The organism is Micromonospora sp. KC723 (genome assembly GCF_004348595.1).
GTDB lineage: Bacteria > Actinomycetota > Actinomycetes > Mycobacteriales > Micromonosporaceae > Micromonospora.
The window spans coordinates 37,371-62,348 of the sequence record NZ_SMKD01000017.1 but is presented as its reverse complement, the minus strand read 5'-3'; the positions used below and the strand labels follow the sequence as shown (position 1 = coordinate 62,348).

22 protein-coding genes and 1 pseudogene are annotated in these 24,978 nt (G+C 73.1%); 13 read left to right on the top strand and 10 right to left on the bottom strand.

The annotated features are described in order from the left end of the window. The 5 genes from E1165_RS06735 to valS all read left to right on the top strand — a co-directional run. Positions 1–491, top strand: a 491-nt coding sequence (locus tag E1165_RS06735; RefSeq protein WP_371687308.1) for a DNA-3-methyladenine glycosylase, incomplete at its 5' end; no start/stop codon positions are given. Beyond that, a complete protein-coding gene (locus tag E1165_RS06730; protein ID WP_132388805.1) occupies positions 488–1,036 on the top strand; it encodes a methylated-DNA--[protein]-cysteine S-methyltransferase in 549 nt (182 codons plus the stop codon). The genes E1165_RS06735 and E1165_RS06730, both read left to right, overlap by 4 nt. Further along, positions 1,036–2,841, top strand: a complete 1,806-nt coding sequence (locus tag E1165_RS06725; protein WP_132388803.1) for an ABC transporter ATP-binding protein — start codon at positions 1,036–1,038, stop codon at positions 2,839–2,841. Before E1165_RS06730 ends, E1165_RS06725 begins: the two co-directional genes overlap by 1 nt. Then, a complete protein-coding gene (locus E1165_RS06720; protein WP_243704626.1) occupies positions 2,838–4,712 on the top strand; it encodes an ABC transporter ATP-binding protein in 1,875 nt (624 codons plus the stop codon). Before E1165_RS06725 ends, E1165_RS06720 begins: the two co-directional genes overlap by 4 nt. A gap of 156 nt (positions 4,713–4,868) precedes the next feature. Then, on the top strand, positions 4,869–7,469 hold the full coding sequence (gene valS / locus E1165_RS06715) for a valine--tRNA ligase (RefSeq protein WP_132388801.1): 2,601 nt from the start codon (positions 4,869–4,871) through the stop codon (positions 7,467–7,469). Between the two features lie 24 nt (positions 7,470–7,493). Here the strand turns inward: valS and E1165_RS06710 are convergent, their stop codons facing one another. The 4 genes from E1165_RS06710 to E1165_RS06695 are packed head-to-tail and all read right to left on the bottom strand — an operon-like array spanning position 7,494 to position 10,946. Then, positions 7,494–8,204, bottom strand: a complete 711-nt coding sequence (locus E1165_RS06710) for an ABC transporter permease (protein ID WP_132388799.1) — start codon at positions 8,202–8,204, stop codon at positions 7,494–7,496. A gap of 3 nt (positions 8,205–8,207) precedes the next feature. Continuing rightward, a complete protein-coding gene (locus tag E1165_RS06705; RefSeq protein ID WP_132388797.1) occupies positions 8,208–9,161 on the bottom strand; it encodes an ABC transporter ATP-binding protein in 954 nt (317 codons plus the stop codon). Then, positions 9,158–10,039: an ABC transporter permease gene (locus tag E1165_RS06700; protein ID WP_132388795.1), complete on the bottom strand. Its 882-nt coding sequence runs from the start codon at positions 10,037–10,039 to the stop codon at positions 9,158–9,160. Before E1165_RS06700 ends, E1165_RS06705 begins: the two co-directional genes overlap by 4 nt. After that, positions 10,032–10,946 carry an ABC transporter ATP-binding protein gene (locus E1165_RS06695; protein ID WP_132388793.1) on the bottom strand — a complete coding sequence of 305 codons (915 nt, stop codon included), beginning with the start codon at positions 10,944–10,946 and terminating at the stop codon, positions 10,032–10,034. The genes E1165_RS06700 and E1165_RS06695 overlap by 8 nt, the downstream gene beginning before the upstream one ends. Positions 10,947–11,090: 144 nt before the next feature. Between E1165_RS06695 and E1165_RS06690 the strand changes: the two genes are divergently transcribed. From E1165_RS06690 to galT, 4 genes are all read left to right on the top strand, one after another. Beyond that, positions 11,091–11,666 carry a DM13 domain-containing protein gene (locus E1165_RS06690; RefSeq protein ID WP_132388791.1) on the top strand — a complete coding sequence of 192 codons (576 nt, stop codon included), beginning with the start codon at positions 11,091–11,093 and terminating at the stop codon, positions 11,664–11,666. A gap of 101 nt (positions 11,667–11,767) precedes the next feature. After that, positions 11,768–13,297: an adenylyl-sulfate kinase gene (gene cysC, locus E1165_RS06685; protein ID WP_132388789.1), complete on the top strand. Its 1,530-nt coding sequence runs from the start codon at positions 11,768–11,770 to the stop codon at positions 13,295–13,297. Positions 13,298–13,402: 105 nt separating this feature from the next. Further along, the gene (locus E1165_RS06680; protein WP_132388787.1) at positions 13,403–14,206 is read left to right on the top strand and encodes a DeoR/GlpR family DNA-binding transcription regulator; all 804 of its coding nucleotides are present in this window, start codon (positions 13,403–13,405) and stop codon (positions 14,204–14,206) included. After that, positions 14,203–15,279: a galactose-1-phosphate uridylyltransferase gene (gene galT, locus E1165_RS06675; protein ID WP_132388785.1), complete on the top strand. Its 1,077-nt coding sequence runs from the start codon at positions 14,203–14,205 to the stop codon at positions 15,277–15,279. Before E1165_RS06680 ends, galT begins: the two co-directional genes overlap by 4 nt. Before the next feature lie 282 nt (positions 15,280–15,561). Here the strand turns inward: galT and E1165_RS06670 are convergent, their stop codons facing one another. Continuing rightward, complete coding sequence (locus E1165_RS06670) at positions 15,562–16,779, bottom strand: NADP-dependent isocitrate dehydrogenase (RefSeq protein WP_132388783.1); 1,218 nt, start codon at positions 16,777–16,779, stop codon at positions 15,562–15,564. A gap of 135 nt (positions 16,780–16,914) precedes the next feature. Here E1165_RS06670 and E1165_RS06665 point away from each other — a divergent pair, with 135 nt between their 5' ends. Next, positions 16,915–17,721 carry an MBL fold metallo-hydrolase gene (locus E1165_RS06665; protein WP_132388781.1) on the top strand — a complete coding sequence of 269 codons (807 nt, stop codon included), beginning with the start codon at positions 16,915–16,917 and terminating at the stop codon, positions 17,719–17,721. A 161-nt stretch (positions 17,722–17,882) separates the two neighbouring features. Here E1165_RS06665 and E1165_RS06660 read toward each other — a convergent pair whose 3' ends face one another. The 4 genes and pseudogenes from E1165_RS06660 to purN all read right to left on the bottom strand — a co-directional run. After that, positions 17,883–18,833 (bottom strand): malate dehydrogenase, encoded by a 951-nt coding sequence (locus E1165_RS06660; protein WP_132388779.1) that lies wholly within the window; start codon positions 18,831–18,833, stop codon positions 17,883–17,885. Positions 18,834–18,960: 127 nt separating this feature from the next. Beyond that, positions 18,961–19,821 carry a bifunctional methylenetetrahydrofolate dehydrogenase/methenyltetrahydrofolate cyclohydrolase gene (locus E1165_RS06655; protein WP_132388777.1) on the bottom strand — a complete coding sequence of 287 codons (861 nt, stop codon included), beginning with the start codon at positions 19,819–19,821 and terminating at the stop codon, positions 18,961–18,963. A 173-nt stretch (positions 19,822–19,994) separates the two neighbouring features. Further along, complete coding sequence (purH, locus tag E1165_RS06650) at positions 19,995–21,566, bottom strand: bifunctional phosphoribosylaminoimidazolecarboxamide formyltransferase/IMP cyclohydrolase (RefSeq protein ID WP_207916676.1); 1,572 nt, start codon at positions 21,564–21,566, stop codon at positions 19,995–19,997. Continuing rightward, positions 21,567–22,184: pseudogene (gene purN, locus E1165_RS29480) on the bottom strand (phosphoribosylglycinamide formyltransferase); the annotation flags it as partial. Between the two features lie 178 nt (positions 22,185–22,362). Between purN and E1165_RS06645 the strand changes: the two are divergent. Then, the gene (locus tag E1165_RS06645) at positions 22,363–22,662 is read left to right on the top strand and encodes a CD225/dispanin family protein (protein ID WP_132388773.1); all 300 of its coding nucleotides are present in this window, start codon (positions 22,363–22,365) and stop codon (positions 22,660–22,662) included. A gap of 28 nt (positions 22,663–22,690) precedes the next feature. Beyond that, on the top strand, positions 22,691–23,122 hold the full coding sequence (locus E1165_RS06640; RefSeq protein ID WP_132388771.1) for a DUF4190 domain-containing protein: 432 nt from the start codon (positions 22,691–22,693) through the stop codon (positions 23,120–23,122). 102 nt (positions 23,123–23,224) lie between these two features. Here E1165_RS06640 and E1165_RS06635 read toward each other — a convergent pair whose 3' ends face one another. Next, entirely contained in the window at positions 23,225–24,508 is a 1,284-nt protein-coding gene (locus tag E1165_RS06635) for a DUF6350 family protein (RefSeq protein WP_132388769.1), read from the bottom strand. Positions 24,509–24,664: 156 nt separating this feature from the next. Between E1165_RS06635 and E1165_RS06630 the strand changes: the two genes are divergently transcribed. Next, positions 24,665–24,931 (top strand): DUF4190 domain-containing protein, encoded by a 267-nt coding sequence (locus E1165_RS06630; protein ID WP_132388767.1) that lies wholly within the window; start codon positions 24,665–24,667, stop codon positions 24,929–24,931. Positions 24,932–24,978: the final 47 nt, after the last annotated feature.

Genomic DNA, 24,978 nt, shown 5'->3' with positions numbered 1-24,978 from the left:
CCCTTCCACCACCCCACCCCCGGATTGATCATGAAGTTGACCGCCTTGCGGATCTCCAGGACGGCCACCAACTTCGTGGTCAGCAGCGAGAGCGCGGGCAAGAAGCAGGCGGGTTGCGGGGGTTCCCAGGGGCCGAGGAGATCGCGGGGCTCGCGGATCCGGCGTTCGCGATGCCCGCGCGGCGGCGCGAGACGGTGCGGGCGCTCGCCCGGGCGGTGGCCGCCGGGGAGCTCGTGCTCGACCCGGGCGGGGACCGCCAGGAGACGGTACGCCGGCTGCTCACGGTCCCCGGGATCGGCGCCTGGACCGCCGGGTACGTGGCCATGCGCGCCCTCGGCGACCCGGACGTCCTGCTCGCCACCGACCTCGCGGCACGCCGGGGCGCCGCCACTCTCGGCCTGCCCGACGCCCCCTCGACCCTGGACACCCACTCGCACCGCTGGCGCCCCTGGCGCTCGTACGCGGTGATCCGACTCTGGAGAGCAGCATGATCATCGACAGCACCGTCATCGGCACCCCGATCGGCCCGCTCAGCGTGCTGGCCGGCCCCGACGGGGCGGTACGCGCCGCCGGCTTCACGCCGGACCCGGCGGTCCTGCTTCCCCTCGTCCACCCGCCCCTGCGCGGCGATCTCCGCCCGCGCGCCGACCTCGGGCCGGTCAGCCGGGCCGTCGCGTCCTACCTGGACGGCGAACTCACCGCCATCGACGTGGTGCCGGTGCATCAGCACACCGGCGGCGCGTTCATGGCGCACGCCTGGCAGGTGCTGCGCGAGGTGGCGGCGGGAGAGCCGGTGACGTACACCGGTTTCGCCGCCCGGGCCGGCCGGCCGGCGGCGGTCCGCGCGGCCGCCGCCGCCTGCGCCCGCAACGCCGCCGCCCTCTTCGTCCCCTGTCACCGGGTGCTGCGCACCGACGGCACGCTCGGCGGCTACCGCTGGGGGCTGGACGTCAAGACATGGCTCCTCGGCCACGAGCGGCACTCTGACGGCAAGCCGACACCGGCGACGCTCCCGATTGACGCTACCGTCGGGTAGTGCCTGCGCTGCGCGACGGCGACCCCGCCCGACGGGTCGACGCCGGTCCGCGCCCCCTGCGCAACCTCTGGCGGCTACGCCGCTACCTGCGCCCGTACGCGGGCCAGTTCTGCTGGTTGCTGTTCGCGAGCCTGGCCGCCACCGCGGCCAGCCTGGCGGTGCCGCTGCTCACCCAGCGGGTGGTCGACGGGCCGGTCGCCGACCGTGACGCGGCCGGCCTGCTCCGCCTCGGCGGCCTGGCCCTGCTGCTCGGGCTCACCGAGGCGGTGCTGATCTTCATCCGCCGGTGGACGCAGTCCTCCTCCTCGGTCGGCATGGAGGCGGCGATCCGCGCCGACGTCTACGCCCACCTGCAACGCCTCCCGGTCGACTTCCACGACCGGTGGCAGTCCGGCCAGTTGCTCTCCCGGGTCACCAGCGACCTGTCGGTGATCCGCCGGTTCCTCTCCTTCGGGCTGCTCTTCCTGGTGCTCAACCTGGTCACCTACCTGGCCGTGGTGGTGCTGCTGGTACGGCTGCACGCGCCGCTGGGCCTGCTGGTGGCCGCCAGCGCGGCACCGCTGTTCCTGATCAGTCGCCGGTTCGCCCGGCACTACCACGCGGCGTCCCGGCGGATGCAGGACCAGCAGGGCGACGTGGCCACCCTGGTCGAGGAGACCGCGCAGGGGCTGCGCACCGTGAAGGCGTACGGGCGGGGACCGGAGCTGGCCGACCGGTTCGCCGGCCGGGCGCGGGCGCTGCACGACACCGGCGTCGGCAAGGCACGGCTGCTGGCCCGCACCTCCGCGCTGTTCGACCTGGTGCCCAACCTGACCCTCGGCGTGGTGCTGGTGTGCGGGGCGGCGCTGGTCGCCGGAGGCACGCTCACCGTCGGCGAACTGATCGCCTTCGTCAGCCTCCAGCTCATGCTGATCTGGCCGGTGCAGTCGCTCGGCTGGATCATCGCCAACGGTCAGGAGGCCGCCACCGCCGCCGACCGGATCCACGAGGTGCTGGACACCCCACCCTCGATCGTGGACGCCCCGCACGCGGTCACGCTGGCCCGGGACAGGGTCCGTGGCCGGCTACGGTTCGAGGGCGTGACGTTCCGCTACCCCGGCGCCGGCACGCCTGTGCTGCGGGAGATCGACCTGACCGTCGAGCCGGGCGAGACGCTGGCCCTGGTCGGCGTGACCGGCGCCGGCAAGAGCACCCTGCTCTCCCTCGTCCCCCGGCTGCACGAGGTGACCGGCGGCCGGATCACCCTGGACGGGCACGACCTGCGCGACCTGCGGCTGTCCGCACTGCGCCGGCTGGTCGGGACGGCGTTCGAGGAACCCACCCTCTTCTCCATGTCGGTGTGGGAGAACCTCACCCTGGGCCGGCCGGACGCCGGCCAGGACGAGGTCCGGGCGGCGCTCGCGCTGGCCCAGGCCGACTTCGCGTACGAGCTGCCGTGGGGGCTGGCCACCCGGGTCGGCGAGCAGGGGCTGTCGCTCTCCGGCGGGCAGCGTCAGCGGCTGGCGCTGGCCCGGGCGGTGCTGGGCCGGCCGGCGCTGCTCGTCCTGGACGACCCGCTCTCCGCGCTGGACGTGCACACCGAGGCGCTGGTCGAGGCGGCCCTGAAACAGGTGCTGCGGGACAGCACCGCGCTGCTGGTGGTGCACCGGCCGTCCACGGTCGCGCTCGCCGACCGGGTCGCGCTGCTCGACGGCGGGCGGATCACCGCGATCGGCCGCCACTCGGAGCTGCTGGCCACGGTCCCGGCGTACCGGGCGGTGCTCTGCGCCGAACCGGCGAGCCGGGACGGTCTGGTGCGATCGTGACCGGCCAGGTGCCCGAACCACGCGCGGACGGCGCCGGCGCGTCGCACTGGCGGGGCCGGGCCACCGACCCGGACGCCGACCGCAGCCGCGCCGAGGACACCGCGCCGGAGGCGGTGGCCCGGCTGCGCGCCCGCAGCCGGGCGCTGCTGCGTGACCTGCTGCGCCCGCACCGTGCCCGGCTGGGGCTGGCCACCGTGCTGCTGCTGGCCCAGAACGCCGCCGCGATGGCCGGGCCGTACCTGGTGATGCTCGGCATCGACCGGGCCGTGGCGCCGCTGCGGGCCGGCGACCCGGGCCCGCTGGCCGCCGTCGCCGGAGCCTTCGCCGTCGCGGCCGGTACCGAGTACGCGGCCCGGCGCGGCTTCCTCACCCTCTCCGCCCGGATCGGCCAGGCCGTCCTGCTCGACCTGCGCCAGCGGGTGTACGGCCACTTCCTCCGCCTCTGTGTCGGCTTCCACGAGCGTTACACCTCCGGCCGGGTGGTCTCCCGCCTCACCAGCGACCTGGACTCGATCGCCGAACTGGTCGACGGCGGCATCGACAGCCTGGTGACGGCCACGTTGACCGTGGTGTCGGTAGCCGCCGTCCTGCTCTGGCTGGACCTGCCGCTGGCGGCGGTTGCCCTGCTGGCGTTCCCGCTCCTGTTCGCGTTGTCCCGCTGGTTCGCCCGCGCCTCGACCAGCGCGTGGCGGCGCAGCCGGGACGCGGCGGCGCTGGTGATCGTCCACTTCGTGGAGTCGCTGCGCGGCATCCGGGCCGTGCAGGCGTTCCGCCGGGAACCGCGCAACCAGCAGATCTTCGACGGGTTGAACGACGAGTACCGGCGGGCCAACCTGCACGGGTTCCGGCTCATCGCCACCTACTCCCCGGGGATCAAGGTGATCGGCAACGGCACCCTGGCGGTGGTGCTCGGCTACGGCGGCTGGCGGGTCCTCGGCGGCGGCACGGAGGTGGGCGTGCTCGCGGCGTTCCTGCTCTACCTGCGCCGCTTCTTCGAGCCGATGCAGGAGCTGAGCCAGTTCTACAACACGCTCCAGTCCGCCACGGCGGCGCTGGAGAAGCTGGCCGGGGTACTGGACGAGGCTCCCGGCGTGCCGGAGCCGGCTCGGCCGACACCGCTGCCACCCGGGCCGGAGCGCGGCGCGGTGCGGTTCCGGTCGGTCTCCTTCGGTTACCGCCCGCAGGCTCCCATCCTGACCGGCCTGGACCTTCGGGTGCCGGCCGGGCAGACGGTCGCGTTGATCGGGCCGACCGGCGCCGGCAAGTCCACCATCGCCAAGCTACTGGCCCGCTTCCACGACCCGGCCACCGGCACGGTGGAGTTGGACGGCGTCGACCTGCGCGACCTGGCCGACACCGAGCTGCGCCGGGCGGTGGTGCTGGTCACCCAGGAAAACCACCTGTTCAGTGGCACGGTGGCGGAGAACATCCGGTTCGGCCGGCCCACCGCCGACGACGCGGCGGTGGAGGCCGCCGCGCGGGCGATCGGCGCCGACGACTTCATCACCGCCCTCCCCGACGGGTACGCCACCGACGTGCACCGGCGCGGTGGCCGGCTCTCCGCCGGGCAGCGGCAACTCGTCGCGTTCGCCCGGGCCTTCCTGGCCGACCCGCGGGTGCTGATCCTCGACGAGGCGACGTCGTCACTGGACGTGCCGACCGAGCGACTGGTGCAGCGGGCGCTCGGCACGGTGCTGCGCGACCGTACCGCGCTGGTCATCGCGCACCGACTCTCCACGGTGGAGATCGCCGACCGGGTGTTGGTCCTCGACGGCGGTCGGATCGTGGAGGACGGCCCACCGGCCCGGCTGGCCGCCGCCGGTGGCCGGTACGCGGCCCTGCACGAGCACTGGCGGACCTCCCTGATCTGAGCGCCCCCGCCGGCCGCGGCCCGGCTGGCCTCCCGCCTGGGGCCAAACGGAGTGTCCGGTCTCACGGACGGCACGGCGTGCGGCAGCCGGTGGCCGTTCCGCGGGTCGGGTCAATCATGGAGGCGGCAGACGGCACCGGCTGCCTAGGATCGACGGATGACCGACACGGCGAGAACGGCCCGCGCCGGTGTCCCCGACCGTCCCACCCTGGACGGCATCGAGGACACCTGGGCGCGCCGCTGGCAGGAGGACGGCACCTACGCGTTCGATCGGACGAGGGCGCACGTACCGACGGACACCCCGGGCCGGAGCGGTCGCCGCAGCGACGTGTTCTCCATCGACACCCCGCCGCCGACCGTGTCGGGCGAGCTGCACATGGGGCACGTCTTCTCGTACACACACACCGACACGGTGGCCCGCTTCCAGCGGATGCGCGGCAAGGCGGTCTTCTACCCGATGGGGTGGGACGACAACGGTCTGCCCACCGAGCGACGGGTGCAGAACGTGTACGCGGTGCGCTGCGACCCGGCCCTGCCGTACGACCCGGCCTGGCAGCCGCCGGCCACCCCGGTCACCGAACGGCAGCGCAGACAGCCGACCTCGATCTCCCGGCGCAACTTCGTCGAGCTGTGCGAACGGTTGACCGCCGAGGACGAGCAGGTCTTCGAGGCGCTGTGGCGGCGACTCGGGCTGTCGGTGGACTGGTCGCTGACGTACACCACGATCGGGCGGGCCGCCCGGACGGCCAGCCAGCGGGCGTTCCTGCGGAACCTGGCCCGGGGTGAGGCGTACCAGGCGGAGGCGCCGACCCTGTGGGACGTCGGCTTCGCCACCGCGGTGGCCCAGGCGGAGCTGGAGGACCGGGAGCGGCCGGGGGCGTACCACCGGCTGCGGTTCACCGGGCCGGACGGGCGCGAGGTGCTGATCGACACCACCCGGCCGGAGCTGCTGCCGGCGTGCGTCGCGCTGGTCTGCCACCCCGACGACGAGCGGTACACGGACCTGGTGGGCAGGCTCGTGCGTACCCCGGTCTTCGGGGTCGAGGTGCCGGTGCGCGCGCACCCGCTGGCGGACCCGGCCAAGGGCACCGGCATCGCGATGGTCTGCACGTTCGGCGACCTGACCGACGTGACCTGGTGGCGGGAGCTGGACCTGGCGACCCGGGTGGTGGTCGGCCGGGACGGCCGGCTGCTGCCGGAGCCGCCCGCCGGCGTGCCTGCCGGCCCCTACGCGGCGTTGGCCGGGCAGACGGTCAACGGCGCCCGGTCCACCGTGGTCGGGATGCTGGCCGACGCCGGCGACCTGGTCGGCGAGCCACGCCCGATCACCCACCCGGTGAAGTTCTACGAGCGGGGCGACCGGCCGCTGGAGATCGTGTCGACCCGACAGTGGTATCTGCGCAACGGCGGCCGGGACGCCCGCCTGCGGGAGGGGCTGCTGGCCCGCGGCGGCGAACTGCGCTGGGTGCCGGAGCACATGAAGCACCGGTACGACCACTGGGTGGGTGGGCTGACCGGTGACTGGCTGGTCAGCCGGCAGCGCTTCTTCGGGGTGCCGGTGCCGGTGTGGTACCGGCTCGACGACGTTGGCGAGCCGGACTTCACCCACCCTCTCACACCCGACGAGTCGATGCTGCCGGTCGACCCGTCCGGCGAGCCGCCGCCCGGGTACGACGAGTCGCAGCGCGGGGTGCCGGGGGGCTTCGTCGGCGACCCGGACGTGTTGGACACCTGGGCCACCTCGTCGCTGACCCCACAGATCGTCGGCGGCTGGGAGTCCGACCCGGACCTGTTCGGCCAGGTGTTCCCGATGGACCTGCGCCCCCAGGGCCAGGAGATCATCCGGACCTGGTTGTTCTCCACCGTGGTCCGCTCCCATCTGGAACACGGCGTGCTGCCCTGGCGGACGGCGGTGCTCTCCGGCTGGATCCTCGACCCCGACCGCAAGAAGATGTCGAAGTCCAAGGGGAACGTGGTCACCCCGATGGCGCTGCTCGAGCAGCACGGCTCCGACGCGGTGCGCTACTGGGCGGCCAACGGCCGGCCGGGCATGGACCTCGCCTTCGACACCGCCCAGATCAAGGTGGGCCGGCGGCTCGCCACGAAACTGCTCAACGCCTCGAAGTTCGCCCTCGGGCTGGGCGCCGCCGACGCGTTGCGCACCCCGGCCACCGCACCGCTGGACACCGCCCTGCTGGCCGAACTCTCCACGGTTGTCACGGCGGCGACGACGGCCTTCGACGCCTACGACCACACGGCGGCGTTGCAGGCGACCGAGGCGTTCTTCTGGCGGTTCTGCGACGACTACATCGAGCTGGTCAAGGAGCGCGCCTACGGCAGCGGGCCGGGGGCCGACTCGGCCCGGTCGGCGCTGGCGACCGCGCTGTCGGTGCAGCTACGCCTCTTCGCCCCGGTGCTGCCGTACGTCACCGAGGAGGTGTGGTCCTGGTGGCGGTACGGCTCGGTGCACCGCGCGACCTGGCCCACCACGTACGAGGTGGGCCAGGTCGTCACCGGCACCGGCGACCCGGCGCTGCTGCGGTTGGCGGCGAACGCGCTGGGTCAGGTGCGTCGGGCCAAGTCGGAACGGAAGCTGTCGATGAGGGCGGAGGTGCCGCTGGCCGAGGCGCTCGGCCCGGCGGCCCTGCTGGAGCAGCTCACCCTGGTCGCCGACGACGTCCGGGCCGCCGGTCACATCGACAAACTCGACCTGCTTCCCGACCGCACCCCGGAGCTGGTCGTAGCCTGCGCCTTCTGACCACCCGGTCGGGCGTACCGGTGGTCAGCTCGTCTCGCCGGCCACGCTGAACGAGCGGAGCCGGTCGATCGCCAGGATCGTGAGACCGACCGCGACCAGGGTGGTCAGCACGGCGGCGACGGGCACCGAGACCGCTGCGGTGAGCAGGTCGGTGGGGGCGAGCCGGTCGGCGAGGGTGATCACCCACTGTTGCACCGACAGCACGCGGGTGCCACTGACGAACCGGCCCAGCAGCCCCTCCCAGATCAGCACGTAGACCAGCCCGAGCAGCACCGGCCGCCGGGTGACCAGGCTCAACGCCAGGAACAACGCCGAGTACGCCAGCGCGCCCAGCGCCGAGGCGGCGGCGAGCGCCACGCCGAGGCGTACCGAGTCGGCGAGCACCCCCGCGACGACGATCGGCACCGCGACGGTGACCGCGCTGACCCCGGTGGCGACGGCCAGCTTCGGCAGCACGATCTGCCAGCGGGGCAGCGGCTTGGTCAGCACGTGTACCACCGTGCCGTCGTCGATCTCGGCGCCCAGCACGCCGGTGCCGACCACCAGCGCCACCACCGGCAGCACCACGGCCAGGCCGAGGCCCACCAGCACCGGCGGCCCCCACTCCCGCGGGTCCACGCCCAACGAAGTGCAGAGGACCGCGAGGGCCACCAGCACCGCGGGCAGCGGCAGCAGCATCAGGAACCGGCGGCGGCCGAACAGGCCCCGCGCGGTGATCCAGGTAACGGTCGACACCGCTCAACCCTCCAGCAGGTAGGAGAAGACGCTCTCCAGGGACTCGTCCTCGGGCAGCAGCTGCCGGACCCGGACGCCGTGGGCCAACGCGATCTTCGGCAGGGCACGGGTGAACGCGCCGTAGTCACCGGCCTTGACGGTCAACCCCGTGCGGTCCAGTTCGACGCCGGTGACCGAGGGCTCGGCCATCAGCGCGACGGCCAGTGCCCGGTCGTCGGTGGAGCGGACCGTGAACACGTGCGGCCGGTTGGTCATCAGCCGACGGATGGTGCGGAAGTCGCCGGAGGCGGCGAGCCGCCCGGCCACCATCACCTGCACCGTGCCGGAGACCTGCTCGACCTCCTCCAGGATGTGCGAGCTGAACAGGATGGTCCGGCCGGCGTCACCGAGGGAGTGCAGCAACGTCATCATGTGCAGCCGCTGGCGCGGGTCCATGCCGTTGAACGGCTCGTCGAGCAGCAGCACCTGCGGGTCGTGCACCAGCGCGGCGGCGACCCGCGCGCGCTGCCGCATGCCCTTGGAGTACGTGCCGATCCGGCGGTCCTGCGCGTCCTCCAACTCGACCAGGGCGATCGCCCGGCGGGCCGCCGCCGCCGGATCCGGCAGCCGGTGCAGCTTCGCGCTGGCCAGCACGAACTCGTACGCGGTGAGGAAGGTGTGCACCGCCTCCCGCTCGCTGACCAACCCGAGCCGCCGGTACACCGGCGGGTTGCGCCAGGTCGGCTCCCCGTCCAGGGTCACCGTCCCCCTGGACGGGGCCAGGAAGCCGGCCATCATGTGCAGCAGGGTCGTCTTCCCCGCCCCGTTCGGGCCGAGCAGACCGGTCACGCCCGGCCCGAGCCGCATGCTGACGTCGTTGACGGCCACCACGTTGCCGTACCAGCGGGACACGCCGGTGAGGGCCAGGGTGCTGGTGGTGACGGCCGGGGCGGGGGCCTCGGCGCTGAGCGTGGTCATCGGGCGGCCACCTTCCGGTATCGCAGCAGCAGCAGGGCAACACAGGCGGCGACCAGCAGCACCGCGCCGAGGGCGTACACCGGGCCGAAGCCGCCGATCATCTGGTCGGCCGCCCCGGCGGGCGCCAGCCGGTCGCCCAGGGTGAACAGGCCGACCCCCTGCACCAGGGTGGACGGTGAGGCGAGCATGGCCAGTTCGTTGACGGTGCGGGAGGGCAGGATGGAGAGCACGCCGACGATCGGGGTGGTCATCAGGAAGACCGCCACGACGCCGCCGGCGGCGAACGCCCGCTTGCCGGTGAGCGAGGCGACCAGCAGCCCGACCGAGGCGAAGACGACCGCCCACAGACCGGCGTAGAGCAGCGCCGGCAGCAGGTCGAACGCCTCGTCGCGCACCCCGGCGAGCCCGTCGCCGGTGGCGAAGGCGGCACCGAGGAACATCACCAGCTGCGGCCCGCCGAGCAGCAGCCAGAGCCCGGCCACCAACGCCAGCAGCTTGGCCAGCGCGTAGTCGCCGCGCGGCAGCGGACGGGAGAAGTACAGCGGCAGTACCCCGCTGCGCAGGTCACGGGAGACCAGCTCGGGGGCGGCGACCGCGGCGAAGAAGATGACCAGCCAGCTCATCGCGTCGGCGAACTGGGCGTACGTCATCACCACCTCGCCGGTCTGGCTGCGTATCGCGGTGATCCCGGCCGCCACCAGGGTGACGATGCCGATCACGAGCCACGGGAAGATCTTCGCCTTGGCGCTGCGGCCCAGACCGAAGATGGTGCGCAGGCCGTGCAGCCAGAGCCCCCCGAAGACGTGCCGGCGGCCCAGCCGGGGGCCGGTGTAGCGCTGGTAGCCGATGTCGTGGATGACTCCGGTCGGCTCAGACATGGGTGGGCTCCCTCAGGGCGAACAGCTCGGCCACCCGGTGCCGGCGCTGGTCCAGCCGGTGCAGCGGCAGGTCCAACTCGGCGACCGCGCCGAGGATCAGGTCGTAGGTGGCCTCGTCGGTGAGCGGGACGAGCAGCGTCGGGCCGTCCCGGGTCACCGGCAGGTCGAGCGCGGCGAGCCGGCTGGCCAGGCTGTCCGTACCCTCGCTGACCTCGACGGCGAGCACGTCGGTGGCGGAGGTCATCGCGGCGATCGGGCCGGCGCGCAGCAGCCGGCCGCCGTCGATGGCGACCAGCGTGTCGCAGATCCGCTCCACCTCGCCGAGCAGATGTGAGCAGACCAGCACCGAGATGCCGAACTCGGTGCCGATGCGGTGCACCAGCGCGAGCATGTCGTCGCGACCGGCCGGGTCGAGGCCGTTGGTCGGCTCGTCGAGCAGCAGCAGGTCGGGGTCGTGGACCAGGGCCTGGGCCAGCTTCACCCGCTGCTTCATGCCGGTGGAGTAGCCGCCGACGGCACGGTGCCGCTCCTCGTGCAGGCCGACGTGTCGCAGCGCCTCGGAGGCCCGCTCGCGGGCGGCCGTGCGTGGCAGACCACTCATCCGCCCCAGGTGGGTGACGAGCTCGGCGGCGGAGAGATCGGGTGGGAGCGCGTCGTGCTCGGGCATGTAACCGACCCGGGCGCGCACCGCGGCCGGGTCGGTGGTCGGATCGAGGCCGAGCACGCGGACCCGTCCGCCGCTCGGAGCGAGCAGGCCCAGCAAGATCTTGATCAGGGTGGATTTGCCGGCGCCGTTCGCGCCGACCAGCCCGATGATTCCCGGCTCGACCGCGACGGTCAGGTCGGACAGCGCGGTGACCCGGCCCCCGTACGTCTTGGTAAGCGACTCGGTCGCGATCAGTGTCACGACCGTCAGCCTAGGAAGCGGACCCCCCGGCGGGTATCAGGAATCGCCCGGGGTCGCCCCTGATACCCGGCGGGGACGGCGGTAAGGATCTCGTAAGCCGCTGGTGTGGTGACTCGCGGGCCGGTCGGCCCGAGACTGGACGGCATGGTCCGTCTGTCGCGTACCCCGCTGACCTGGTTCGTCGTCTCCGTCCTCGTGGTCGCAACGGCCTTCGGGCTGTACTGGTTCCAGCCGTGGAAGCTGGCGACCGACACCCGGGTCGACGAACGGCTGTCGGGGGTGGTCGAGCCGGCGACCGTGGGGCCGGCCGCCACCGGCCCCACCGCGGCGCCCACAGCCGACGCTCCGGTTGTCCCGGCGGGTCCGGTGCTGGTCAGTCGCGGACAGTTCGTCACCCACGAGCACGACACGTCGGGCACCGCCCGGGTGGTCCGCGCCGACGACGGCAGCCACCGGTTGGAACTGGTCGGGCTGTCCACCTCCAACGGGCCGGACCTGCGGGTCTGGCTCAGTGACCAGCCGGTGCGCACCGGCCGGGCCGGCTGGGACGTCTTCGACGACGGCCGCTGGGTCGAGCTGGGTCGGCTGAAGGGCAACCGCGGCGACCAGGTGTACGGCATCCCCGCCGGGACGGACCTGGCTGGGCTGACCAGCGTCTCGATCTGGTGCAAGCGATTCTCGGTCTCCTTCGGCGCCGCCCCGCTGACCCCGGTGGGCTGATCGGCGCCACCCTCATCGGCGGGAGTGGAGTGGCGCTCTCGACCGATCGCCGGTCGGCTGCGAAACTGTGTGCCGGCCAGGTCAGTGAGTGAGGGGTACGGATGAGCAACGGGTGGGTGCTGCCCGACGAGGTGCTTCGGGACGCTCCGGCGTACACGCCGCGCCCGGGTGAACTGGCCGACCTGGAGTTGTTGCTGACCGGGGCGTACGCCCCGCTGGCCGGCTTCATGACCCGGGCCGACCTGGCCTCCCTGCAACGGCGGGGCCGGCTCGCCGACGGCACGTCCTGGCCGGTGCCGGTGACCCTCCAGGTGCCGGCGGCGCTCGCCGCCGGGCTCGACCCGACCGACCCCGGCCGCCGCACCCTGGTGCTCAGCGACGGCGAGGGCGCACCGGTGGCGGCGTTGGAGGTCGTCGACGTCTGGACGGCCCGGGAGGGCGTGGCCGGCGTGGGTGGCCCGGTCCGCCGGCTCGGCGACGGCGGGCACGGCCCGTTCCAGCGGCTGCGCCGCACCCCGGAGGAGGTCCGTGCCCTGCTGCCCCCGGGCCGGGTGCTCGGGGTGATCGCCGACCGGCCGTTGCACCGGCCGCAGTTGGCGCAGATCGCCCACGCCGCGCGCACGTTGGGCGCGCACCTGCTGGTGATGATTCCGGTGGGTGAGGACGGCCATGGTGGCCTGCCCTCGGAGGCGCTGGTCCGCGCGATCTTCGCCGCCCGTGACCGGATGCCCCCGGCGACCCTGGTCGCGGTGCCGGTGCCGCGCCGCCGCGACGAGATCAGGGACGCGTTGCTGCGGGCCCGGATCTCCGCCGCGTACGGGGTGACCCACCTGCTCTCCACCGGCGAGTCGTTCTCCGGACCGGGGTTGCGGGTGCTGGTTCCCCGCGAGCTGGCCTACGACAACCGGGACGGACAGTGGCGCTGGCGGGAGGACATCCCGCCCCGCAACCGGCGGCTGGCGCTCAGCCAGGCGGAGATCGACGACCTGCTGGACCGGGGCTTCCCGTTGCCCGAGTGGCACACCCCGCCGGCGGTGGCCAAGGAGCTGAGCCGGGCCCGGCCGCCGCGCCGGCACCGGGGTCTGGTGGTCTTCCTGACCGGCTTGTCCGGTTCGGGGAAGTCGACCATCGCGCGGGGCTTGGCGGATCTGCTCCGCGAGCAGGGCGACCGGACGGTGACCCTGCTCGACGGGGACGTCGTGCGCCGGGAACTGTCGGCCGGGTTGGGCTTCAGCAAGACCGACCGGGACGCCAACGTGCGCCGGATCGGCTGGGTTGCCTCCGAGATCGCCAAGCACCGGGGGGTCGGTATCTGCTGTCCCATCGCCCCGTACGCGCAGGCGCGGGCGACCGCCCGCGAGATGGCGCTCGCGGCGGGGGCGGGTTTCGTGCTGGTCCATGTGGCCACCCCGCTGGAGGTCTGCGAGCAGCGGGACCGCAAGGGTCTGTACGCCCGCGCCCGCGCCGGTCTGCTCACCGGGATGACCGGCGTCGACGACCCGTACGAGGAGCCGACCGACGCCGATCTGGTGATCGACACCACCCACCTCACGGTGGAGGAGGCGGTGCGGGCGGTGATGCATCTGCTCACCGAGACCGGCTGGGTGGAACCCCGGCTCCAGTCCGCCTGATTACCCCGCAGTTCTCCTTCCGCCGCTGCCAGCTGCGCGCTAGTGTTCGTTCTTGTTGGAACGCGTTCGAGCGCGTGAGGTGCCCGGGAGCTGGAGGTGCGACGGATGCTGGCGCGACAACGACAGGCGGCCATCCTCGACCGGGTCCACGCCACCGGCGGGGTACGGGTCAGCGAGCTGGCCGCCGAGTTCGGCGTCTCCGACATGACCATCCGGCGCGACCTGGACACCCTGCACGAGCAGGGCCTGCTCGCCAAGGTGCACGGCGGCGCCACCGTCGCCGGCCCCGGCTCCACCGACGAACCCGGCTTCCACGCCAAGTCCGTCCGGCAGCTCGCCGAGAAGGCCGCCATCGCCGCCCGGGCCGTGGAACTGGTCCGCCCCGGCGCCGCCGTCGCGCTCTCCGCCGGCACCACCACCGCCGAACTGGCCCGACGTCTCGTCGAGGTGCCCGGCCTGACCGTGGTGACCAACTCGCTGCCGGTGGCCGAGATCCTGCACACCGGTGGGCGACCCGACCAGACCGTGGTGCTCACCGGAGGGGTGCGCACCCCCTCCGACGCGCTCGTCGGGCCGCTGGCCGTGGACGCGATCCGCTCACTGCACCTGGACGTGCTCTTCCTCGGCGTGCACGGGATCAGCGAACGGGCCGGCTTCACCACCCCGAACCTGATGGAGGCGGAGACCGACCGGGCCCTGGTCGCCGCCGCCGACCGGCTGGTCGTACTGGCCGACCACACCAAGTGGGAAACCGTGGGCATCTCTTCGATCGTCGGTCTGGCCGCCGCCGACGTGCTGGTCACCGACGACCAGTTGACAGCCGAGGCGCGCCGGGTACTCGACGAGAAGGTGGGTGAGCTGGTGGTCGTGACGAGCACGGGCCGGACAGTGGCGGAGGAGTCGCGGTGAAGCGTACGGCGATCGAGCTGGCGGACGGCCGCGAGCTGATCTACTTCGACGAGCGGGACGACGCGGTCCGCGACCAGCCCGACCGGCGAGACCTGCCGCCACCGCCGTCGGCCTCCCAACTGCGGTACGACCCGCTCACCGACGAGTGGGTGGCGGTGGCGGTGCACCGGCAGACCCGGATCTTCCTGCCGCCGGCCGACCAGTGCCCGCTCTGCCCCTCTCGGGGCGACCGGCTCAGCGAGATCCCCGCCCCCGACTACGACGTGGCGGTCTTCGAGAACCGTTTCCCGTCGCTCAGCCAGCGGATCGCCGAGGAGCCCGCGGAGATCACCCCGTTCACCCCGGTACGCCCCGGCCAGGGCCGCTGCGAGGTGGTCTGCTTCACCGACGACCACAACGCCTCCTTCGCCAGCCTGCCGCCGGGCCGGGTCCGCACCGTGCTGGACGCGCTCGCCGACCGGACCGTGGCGCTGAGCGAACTGCCCGGGGTGGAGCAGGTGTTCTGCTTCGAGAACCGGGGCGTGGAGATCGGTGTGACCCTGCACCACCCGCACGGGCAGATCTACGCGTACCCGTTCGTCACCCCGCGCACCCGGTCGATGCTGTCCGCCGCCCGCCGGCACGCCGAACGCACCGGCGGCGGCAACCTCTACGCCGACGTGCTCGCCGCCGAACGCGCCGCCGGGGACCGGATCGTCGTCGCCAACGAGCACTGGACGGCGTACGTCCCGGCAGCCGCCCGCTGGCCGTTCGAGGTGCACGTGGCGCCGCACCGGCCGGTGCCGGACATCCCGGCGCTCGACGACGCCGAACGAGCCGCGTTCGGCCCGCTCTACCTGGATCTGCTGCGCCGCTTCGACACCCTGTTCGACACGCCCATGCCGTACATCGCGGCCTGGCACCAGGCGCCCGTGCGGGTGGACCGGGAGCTGGGGCACCTGCACCTACAGTTGTTCAGCATCCGGCGGGCGAAGGACAAGCTGAAGTACCTGGCCGGCTCGGAGTCCGGCATGGGCGTCTTCATCAACGACATCGCGCCCGAGCGGGCCGCCGAACTGCTCCGCGCCGCCTGACCCGAAGCGGAATCCGGGGCGGGCCCAGAACGACAGGGCGCGGGGGGCCCGGGACAGGGCCCCCCGCAGGGAAGGGACGGCTGGCTGCGCACGACAGCCGGGAAGGCTGGCTGATCGGCACGCGTGCCGCGAGGCGACCTCGGTCAACCTTCCGTGGACGCGACTGGCACCACGTCCACCCCGTTCAACGACCCGTCCATGCACCGGTGACGCACCCGCCGTCCGGGTACGACGGAGCCCGCCGGCCTGGGCGGCCGGCGGGCTCGGTCGATGCGGCGGGAATCAGGCGCCGAGCTTGCGCGCCAGGTTCTCGTCGAGCGCGTTCATGAACTCGTCGGTGGTCAGCCACGGGGCGTCGCGCGAGATGAGCAGCGCGAGGTCCTTGGTCATCTGGCCGCCCTCGACGGTTTCGATGATGACCTGCTCCAGCGTGTTGGCGAACTCGGTGACCGCCGGGGTGCCGTCCAGCTTGCCCCGGTGGGCCAGGCCCCGGGTCCAGGCGTAGATCGAGGCGATCGGGTTGGTCGAGGTCTTCTCGCCCTTCTGGTACTGCCGGTAGTGCCGGGTGACGGTGCCGTGCGCGGCCTCGGCCTCGACGGTGCGGCCGTCGGGGGTCATCAGCACCGAGGTCATCAGGCCGAGCGAGCCGAAGCCCTGCGCGACGGTGTCGGACTGCACGTCACCGTCGTAGTTCTTGCAAGCCCAGACGAAGCCGCCCTCCCACTTGAGCGCGGCGGCGACCATGTCGTCGATGAGCCGGTGCTCGTAGCTGATGCCGGCGGCCTCGAACTCCGACTTGAACTCGTTCTCGAACACCTCGGCGAAGATGTCCTTGAACCGGCCGTCGTACGCCTTGAGGATGGTGTTCTTGGTCGACAGGTAGACCGGGTAACCGCGGTCCAGGCCGTAGCGCATGGAGGCGCGGGCGAAGTCGCGGATCGACTCGTCGAAGTTGTACATGCCCATGGCGACGCCGCCGCCCGGGAAGTTGGCGACCTCCATCTCCATCGGCGCGCCGCCGTCGGCCGGCTGGTAGGTGATGGTCACCGTGCCCGGGCCGGGCACGACGAAGTCGGTGGCCTTGTACTGGTCACCGTGGGCGTGCCGGCCGATGATGATCGGCTTGGTCCAGCCGGGGACCAGCCGCGGCACGTTGGACATGATGATCGGCTCGCGGAAGACGACGCCGCCGAGGATGTTGCGGATGGTGCCGTTCGGCGACCGCCACATCTTCTTCAGGCCGAACTCCTCGACCCGGGCCTCGTCCGGGGTGATGGTCGCGCACTTGACGCCGACGCCGTGCTGCTTGATGGCGTTGGCGGCGTCGACGGTGACCTGGTCGTCGGTCTCGTCGCGGTACTGGATCGACAGGTCGTAGTAGTGCAGGTCGACGTCGAGGTAGGGCAGGATCAGCTGCTCCCGGATCTGCTTCCAGATGATCCGGGTCATCTCGTCGCCGTCGAGCTCCACGACCGGGTTGTTTACCTTGATCTTCGCCATCGGCCGGCGCTCCTCTCGGGGGACACGTGCTCAAGCAGTACGAGCGTACTGGAAACGGGCCGGCAACCCACAGCCGCCCTCGGCTGGTGGGAAAACCGGGCGACCGGCACCGGAGATCGCTGGCATCATCGGCCGATGCCAGCGAGCCGCACCCTCGGGTCTATCACGGTCACCGCGCTCACCGACGGCGAGGGGCCGTTCTTCCAACCCCGCACCGAGGCCTTCCCCGACGCCACCGAGACGCACTGGCGCGAGGCGGACCGGCGCGACCCCACCTCGGTCACCGCCGACGGCCGCTGGTGGCTGCCGTTCCGTAGTTTCGCGCTACGCGACGGCGACGGACCGGTCACACTGGTCGACGCCGGCATCGGACCGGCCGACTCCCCCGCCGCGAGCTGGACGCCGGTGCCGGGGCGGCTCCCCGCCGACCTGGCCGCCGCCGGCATCGAGCCCGCCGACGTCGGCACCGTGGTCCTCACCCACCTGCACAGCGACCACATCGGGTGGGCGGTCACCGGCACGCCCGGCCGCCCGTACTTCCCGAACGCCGACTACCTCGTGCAGCGGGCCGAACTGGACGCGATGGAGACGATCAACCCAGGGCTGCCGGCCGGCCTGGTCGCCCCCTTGCGTGCCGCCGGCCAGCTCCGCGTGGTCGACGGCGACACCCGACTCACCCCCGGGGTACGCCTGCTGAGCACGCCCGGGCACACCCCCGGTCACCAGTCGGTGCTCGTCGACGCCGGTGACGAGCGGCTCCTGCTCACGGGCGACCTCCTGGTGCACACCGTGCAACTCGTCGACCCCGCCCTGGCGTACGCCCACGAGATGGACCCGGAAACCGCCCGGACCTCCCGCAGCATCCTGCTGCACACGCTGGCCGAGGGCCCCCCGACCCTCCTCGCCACCCCGCACCTGGGCGCTCCCTTCACCCCTCTCTGACCCCTCACCCATGTTCAGGAGGGTTGCGTCATCCCGGGGCCGGCTCCCGACGCGAACCTCCTGGTCGCCGGGGCGGTGCGGCGGTGGACGGCGGTGGGAGGGACGCGCAAGGAGGGCACGTCGGCGTGCCGGCGTGCCCTCCTTGCGGTGGTACTGGTGGATCACATGTTGGCGACGTCGGCCTGCTTGGCGCGCACCGCCTCGGCGGCCTCCTTGAGGCTGGCCAGCTCGTCGGCGTCCAGGTCGGTCTCGACGACCTTCTTGACGCCCTCGGCACCGATCTCGGCCTCGACGCCCAGGTAGACCCCGGCGATCCCGTACTCACCGTCGACCCAGGCGCAGACCGGCATGACCTCGCCGGAGTCCTCCGCGACGGCCCTGGCCATCCGGGCGGCGGCTGCGGACGGGGCGTAGTAGGCGGAGCCGGTCTTCAGCAGCGCCACCACCTCGGCGCCACCGTTACGGGTCTTGACGACGAGTTCCTCGATCTGCTCGGCCGGCATGACCTCGCGCAGCGGCTTGCCGTTGACGGAGCTCTTCGACGGCACCGGAACCATGGTGTCGCCGTGCGAGCCGAGGGTCAGCGTCTTCACGGACCTCACCGGCACCTGGAGCGCCTCGGCGACGAAGTTGGTGAACCGGGCGGTGTCGAGCATGCCGGCCTGGCCGAGCACCCGGTTCTTCGGGAACTGGGTGGCGAGCTGGGCCAGCGCGGTCATCTCGTCCAGCGGGTTGGACACGACGATGACGACGGCGCTCGGGGCGTACTTGGCCACGTTCTCGGAGACCTGACGAACGATCTTGGCGTTCGTCTCCAGCAGGTCCATCCGGCTCATGCCCGGCTTGCGGGGCAGTCCGGCGGTGATGACGACGACGTCCGAGCCCTCGATGGCCTCGTAACCCTCGCCGTTGGGGCCGGTGGTGACGCCCACGACCTTGGTCTCGAAACCCTCGATCGCCCGCGACTGGTTGAGGTCCAGCGCGAGACCCGCCGGCTTGCCCTCCACGATGTCGGTGATCACGACGGTGTCGAAGACGTCGTACTCGGCCAGGCGCTGTGCGGTGGTGGAGCCGTAGAAGCCGGCCCCGACGACAGTGACCTTCTTACCCATGGTCGTCCCACTCCCTGCTACCAGTCGGTTTTCCGGACCGTATCAGCCATCCTGGCATCGGTCGGGCCAGGGGCGGCGGGCATCGGCCGGATGGGGTGAACGTCACCGTCGGCCGCTTGCGGCGGCGTCAGTCCCGTTCGGCCCGCTCGACCACGTTGGTCAGCAGCATGGCGCGGGTCATCGGCCCCACGCCGCCGGGCATCGGCACGAGCTTCCCGGCCACCCCGGCCACCTCCGGGTCCACGTCACCGGTGTAGCGCCCCTTGCCGTCGGCCCCGACGACCCGGGTGATGCCGACGTCCACCACGGTCGCGCCGGGTGTGACCATGTCGGCGGTGAGCAGCCCCGGCACCCCCGCCGCGACGATCACGACGTCCGCGGCCCGGGTGTGCGCGGCGAGATCCAGTGTGCCGGTGTGGCAGAGGGTCACCGTCGCGTTCTCGCTGCGTCGGGTGAGCAGCAGGCCGAGCGGACGGCCCACCGTGTTGCCCCGGCCGACCACCGCCACCTTGGCGCCGCGCAGCGGCACGTCGTGCCGGCGCAGCAGCTCGACGATGCCCCGTGGGGTGCAGGGCAGCGGACCGTCGTAGCCGAGCACGAGGCGGCCGAGGTTGACCGGGTGCAGGCCGTCGGCGTCCTTGTCCGGGTCGATCATCTCCAGCGCCCGCTGGGTGTCCAGGTGGGCCGGCAGCGGCAGTTGGACGATGTAGCCGTGGCAGGCCGGGTCGGCGTTCAGCTCGGCGAGGACCTCGTCGACCTGCTCCTGGGTGGCGTCCGCGGGCAGCTCGCGGCGGATGGAGGCGACCCCCACCTCGGCGCAGTCGCGGTGCTTGCCGTCGACGTACGCCTGGGAGCCCGGGTCCGCGCCGACCAGGACCGTACCGAGCCCGGGGATGATGCCGCGCTCCGCGAGCGCCTTGACCCGTGTCCGCAGCTCGTCCTTGATCTCCGCCGCGGTCGCCTTGCCGTCCAGGATCTTCGCCGTCACGACCTGATCGTCTCATGGGGGTGTGCTCGCCGGGCGCGGGGTCCGTCGCCGGCCCGCGCCAGGTTGTGGTTCTCGGTCGCGGGGATGCCCCCGGTACGCCGCAGCCGCGACGGGACGGGTGCGGACGGCACGTTGGCGGAGATGGGGCGGACGCCTGAGCGCCAGGGCCGCGCTCAGTGGAAGAAGTGGCGGGTGCCGGTGAGGTACATGGTGACCCCGGCCTCCTTGCAGGCGGCGATGGTCTCCTCGTCGCGGACGGAACCGCCGGGCTGCACGATGGCCCTGACGCCGGCCTCGATGAGGATCTGGGGACCGTCGGCGAACGGGAAGAACGCGTCCGAGGCGGCGACCGCGCCACGGGCCCGGTCCGCGCCCGCCCGGCTGACCGCCAGCCGCGCCGAGTCGACCCGGTTGACCTGACCCATGCCCACGCCGACCGAGGCGCCCCCCCTGGCCAGCAGGATCGCGTTGCTCTTCACAGCCCGGACCGCCCGCCAGGCGAAGACCAGGTCGGCCAGGGTCGCCGGATCGGCCGCCTCGCCGGTGGCCAGCTGCCAGTTGGTGGGATCGTCGCCCTCGGCGTCGATCCGGTCCCGTGACTGCACCAACACACCGCCGGAGACCTGACGCCACTCGACCGGTTGCTGCGCGAACTGCGGGGCGCGCAGCAACCGGACGTTCTTCCTGCCCTGGAGGATCTCGACGGCGCCGTCGTCGTAACCGGGGGCCACCACGACCTCGGTGAAGATCTCCGCGACCTGTCGGGCCATCGCCACGCTCACCGGGCGGTTCACCGCGATCACGCCGCCGAACGCCGACACCGGGTCGCAGGCGTGCGCCTTGCGGTGCGCCTCCGCCACGTCCGCGCCGACCGCGATGCCGCACGGGTTGGCGTGCTTGATGATCGCCACCGCCGGCCGGTCGGGGAAGTCGTTGGCGGCCCGCCAGGCGGCGTCCGCGTCGACGTAGTTGTTGTAGGACATCTCCTTGCCGTGCAGCTGCTCGGCCTGGGCCAACCCGGACGGGCCGGCCGGGTCGGCGTACACGGCGGCGTCCTGGTGCGGGTTCTCGCCGTAGCGCAGCACCGCCTGCCGGCGAAGGGCCAGCCCGGCGAACCGCGGCCACCGCTCACCCTCCGGGGCCAGCTCACGCGCGAACCACTCGGCGACCGCCACGTCGTACTCGGCGATGTCGGCGAAGGCCCGGGCGGCGAGCGCCCGGCGTTGGGCCAGCGTGAACCCACCCTCGGCGAGCGCGGCCAGCAGCGCCGGGTACGCCGCCGGGTCGGTCACCACCGCGACCGAGGCGTGGTTCTTGGCGGCGGCGCGGACCATCGCCGGACCGCCGATGTCGATCTGCTCGACGCACTCGTCCTGGCTGGCGCCGGAGGCGACGGTGGCCTGGAACGGGTAGAGGTTGGAGACCAGCAGGTCGATCCCGGCGATGCCGTGCTCGTCGAGCTGCGCGGCGTGGGCGTTCCTGCGCAGGTCGGCGAGAAGACCGCCGTGGATCTTGGGGTGCAGCGTCTTCACCCGGCCGTCGAGGATCTCCGGGAAGCCGGTCACCTGCCCCACCGGGGTCACCGGCACCCCCGCACCGGAGATGGTCGAGGCGGTGCTGCCGGTCGAGACGATCTCCACCCCGGCGTCGTGCAGCGCCCGCGCCAGCTCGACCAGGCCGCTCTTGTCGTAGACGCTGACCAGTGCCCGCCTGATGGGGCGGCGCTCGTCCTGACTGGCACTCACTCCGACCGTGACCTTTCTTCCGGTGATCGTCCAACCTGCACGGACCAGGCGACCGACCTGCTCGACGAGCTGGCGTCGCTCGGCCTGCTTGATGCGCTCGGTGAGCGTCTCCACGTCGTCGTCGTCCCGCACCGGCACGGCGACCTGGGCGACGATCGGGCCGGTGTCCGTCCCGGCGTCGACGAAGAAGAGAGTGGCCCCAGTGATCTTGACGCCGTACTCGAGCGCGTCCCGGGGGCCGTTGATGCCGGGGAACGCCGGCAGCAGGGTGTTGTGCGTGTTGAGGTAGCGGCCCCCGAACGCGGCCAGGAAGTGCGCCCCCGCCAGCTTCAGGAAGCCGGCCGAGACGACCAGGTCGGGCCGGTGCTCGGCGACCCGCGCGGTCAACGCCCGGTCCCAGTCCTCCCGGGTCGGATGGTCCTTCACCCGTTCCACGAAGGTCGGCACCCCGGCGGCGGCGGCCCGGTCCAGGCCGGCGATCCCGTCCCGGTCGGCGCCGACGGCGACCACCTTCGCCCCGTACGCGGGGTCGGCGGTGGCGTCCAGCAGCGCCTGGAGGTTGCTGCCGGAACCGGAGACGAGTACGACGAGGCGGGCGGCGGACGCGGGCTCGGTCACCGGGCCACCCTATCGGGCACGTCGGGCCGCCCAGCGATTGGGCAGCGACGATTCGGGTGATCACGAATGTGGCACGCACGCGATACGCTGCCGGTCGCTCGGTGGCCGGCGTACGCCCGACACCGCACCTTTCACGAGTGATCAGGCACGAGCAGTGCCGATGAAACGAGGAGCTTCCATGCAGCCCGGTTACCCGAACCCCGCACAGCAGCCGATCAACAACAACATGACGATGTCCATCGTGGCCATCTTCTTCTTCTGGCCGCTGGCCATCCCCGCCATCATCAACGCCTCGAAGGTCAACCCCCTGCTCCAGCAGGGCGACTACGCTGGCGCGCAGGCGGCGGCCGCCGAGTCGAAGAAGTGGTCGAAGTGGGCCATCATCATCGGCGCCGTCTGGCTCGCGATCGTTCTGGTCTGCTGCCTCGCCGGTGGCCTGGCCGGCATGATGGGCGAATCCGGCAGCAGCACCTACTGACGCCCAGCAACCGAGGAGCATCGACGACATGCAGCCCGGACCCCCCGGTCAGGACCCGTACGGCCAACAGCCTCCGCACGACCCGTACGGGCAGCCCGCCCCCGGCCAGCCGTACGGGCAGCCGGCCGACCCGTACGCCCCACCGCCTGCCGCCCCGCCGACGTACCCGGGTGCCGGGTATCCGCAGCCGGCCGGGCAGCAGAACACCCTCGGACTGGTGTCGATGATCCTCGGCATCGCCTCGATCCCGATGCTCTGCTGCTTCTCCGTCGGCATCCCGCTCGGCGTCGCCGCCGTGGTCACCGGCTGGCTGGGCAAACAGAAGGCGGACCAGGGTCTGGCCAGCAACGGCGGCCAGGCCAAGGCGGGGCTGATCTGCGGCGGGATCGCCGTCGCCCTGGGCGTGCTGGGACTCGTCGTGAACCTCTTCGTCGGTCTCGACATGCCGAGCCGGTTCTGAGCGCACCACCGCGACGGGCGCCCCGGACTTCCGGGGCGCCCGTCGCGTTTGCGGGCGGGGCCCTGGTGTCGGGCGCACTCCCGTTCTCGGGCGCGGCCTGGCTCAGCGGCGGCTGAGCAGCTTGCCGGCGGCGGCCCCGAGCAGCGCCCCGACCGCCACCACGGCGGTCGCCACCAGGCCCACCTGCCAGGGCACCGGGCCGATCTCGGCCAGCCGGCCGCCACCGAGCGGGCCACCGGAGGCCCCGGCGGCCATGGCGACGAGCAGGCCCGCCACCGGCCCGGCGAGCACCGCCGGGCCGAGCAGCGCCGGCCAGCGCGGCTCCGCCCGCTCGTCGCCCGTGGCGCGCGACAGCCGACGGGTGAGCAGCCAGCCGGCGGTCATGCCGGCCAGCACCGGCACCGCGAGCAGAGCGGCCCCGAGGCCGTCGACCGGACCGCTGGGCAGGCCGGCGAGCAGCGGTACGGCCGGCAGCGCGCCGACCGTCACCTCGCTGGTGCGCACCGCCGTGCCGGTGCCGACGGTGAAACCGGGCCCGAGCAGGTAGGCGGTCGACCAGACCGTGGCGTTCGGCGCGTACGCGAGGCTGACCAGGGTGATCCCGGCCTGCCCGGCCACCCCCGTGCGGTACGCCCCGATCATGTCGGCGGCGTCGCCCCCGCCGGTGGCCACCGCCAGCCCGGCCGCCCCGGCTCCCGCGCCGAACAGCAGCAGCCCGGCCACCAACCCGGTACGCACCCCGTCGCGCAGCCGCGCGGGGGCGCGCTCGGCGAGCAGGCCGGCGACCCCGGTGGTGCGTACCGCTCCGACCAGGGCGCCCAGCGCGCCGACGAACGCGTACGTGACCCCGGCGCGGACCGGGGACACCCGCAGGCCGCCGGAGCCGACCAGCAGCGCGGCGAGGACTCCGAGCAGCGCGTACCCGACACCGACGGCGACCGCGGCGGTGAGCGCCTGCCGGGGGGAGCGTCCGCCCCGCGCCCCCATGGCCCGGCTGGTGTGCACGCCGGCGCGGGTCAGCCGCCAGAACGCCAGCGCGGCCAGCGCCAGCGGAACCAGGCCGAGCGGGCCGGCGGTGGTGTGCAACGGGACGCCGTGGCCGAGCAGCCAGCCGGCCAGGCCGGCGCGCAGCGCGCCGGGCACGGCGGCGGTGCCCTCGCTGAGCTGGGCCAACCCGAGCACCAGGGCGACCGGCAGGTACGACGTGACCGCGGCCCAGCCGGCGGCGACGCCGGCCGCGACCGCGAGCGGCGCCCGACGGCGGGACGGTTCGGGGCGGCGGGGAGCGGGCACCCGGGGGCCCGCCGTCGGCCGGCCGGGCGGGCCGGAGTCGGCGTGGACGCCGGCGGCGGGACGGCGGGGCTGATCAGGGGTGACCGAGGACATCGGGTCTACTCTGGCACGCCGGACGGATGTCGGCTGCCCGGCGGGGCCGCCCCGCGGCCGGCGAGTTCCCCGATCCACCGGTTCCGCGCCTCGATCCGGTTTAGCCTCGGCCCAGGACGCGACTGACGTCGCGGCACCGAGCGCTGGGAGGAAGCCGTGACCGCTCCGTACCCGCCGCCCCCGCCGCCACCCGCGGCCGGCAGGGACCGCACCACACTGTGGGGCGTCCTCGGCATCGTCCTCGGCCTGATCTGCTGCGGCATCCTGGGCATCGTCCTCGGCTACCTGTCGATCCGCGACGCCAAGCGGTACGGTCAGTCGCCGCTGCTCGGCTACCTGGCCATCGCCTTCGGAGTGATCAACATCATCGGCACCGCGATCTGGCGGGCCACCGGGACGTACCCGCTCTGGGACAACCGCTGAGGGGGCCGACCGTCACCGGTCGACCCCCTCGACGTCCCGTCCGTCCG

Coding starts and splice junctions, on each gene's coding strand:
- E1165_RS06660 (WP_132388779.1), bottom strand. CDS start 18,833: ATGGGTAAGAAGGTCACTGTCGTCGGGGCCGGCTTCTACGGCTCCACC.
- E1165_RS06690 (WP_132388791.1), top strand. CDS start 11,091: ATGGTCCGTCTGTCGCGTACCCCGCTGACCTGGTTCGTCGTCTCCGTC.
- E1165_RS06670 (WP_132388783.1), bottom strand. CDS start 16,779: ATGGCGAAGATCAAGGTAAACAACCCGGTCGTGGAGCTCGACGGCGAC.
- E1165_RS06730 (WP_132388805.1), top strand. CDS start 488: ATGATCATCGACAGCACCGTCATCGGCACCCCGATCGGCCCGCTCAGC.
- E1165_RS06680 (WP_132388787.1), top strand. CDS start 13,403: ATGCTGGCGCGACAACGACAGGCGGCCATCCTCGACCGGGTCCACGCC.
- E1165_RS06705 (WP_132388797.1), bottom strand. CDS start 9,161: ATGACCACGCTCAGCGCCGAGGCCCCCGCCCCGGCCGTCACCACCAGC.
- E1165_RS06640 (WP_132388771.1), top strand. CDS start 22,691: ATGCAGCCCGGACCCCCCGGTCAGGACCCGTACGGCCAACAGCCTCCG.
- cysC (WP_132388789.1), top strand. CDS start 11,768: ATGAGCAACGGGTGGGTGCTGCCCGACGAGGTGCTTCGGGACGCTCCG.
- E1165_RS06665 (WP_132388781.1), top strand. CDS start 16,915: ATGCCAGCGAGCCGCACCCTCGGGTCTATCACGGTCACCGCGCTCACC.
- E1165_RS06700 (WP_132388795.1), bottom strand. CDS start 10,039: ATGTCTGAGCCGACCGGAGTCATCCACGACATCGGCTACCAGCGCTAC.
- E1165_RS06645 (WP_132388773.1), top strand. CDS start 22,363: ATGCAGCCCGGTTACCCGAACCCCGCACAGCAGCCGATCAACAACAAC.
- valS (WP_132388801.1), top strand. CDS start 4,869: ATGACCGACACGGCGAGAACGGCCCGCGCCGGTGTCCCCGACCGTCCC.
- E1165_RS06635 (WP_132388769.1), bottom strand. CDS start 24,508: ATGTCCTCGGTCACCCCTGATCAGCCCCGCCGTCCCGCCGCCGGCGTC.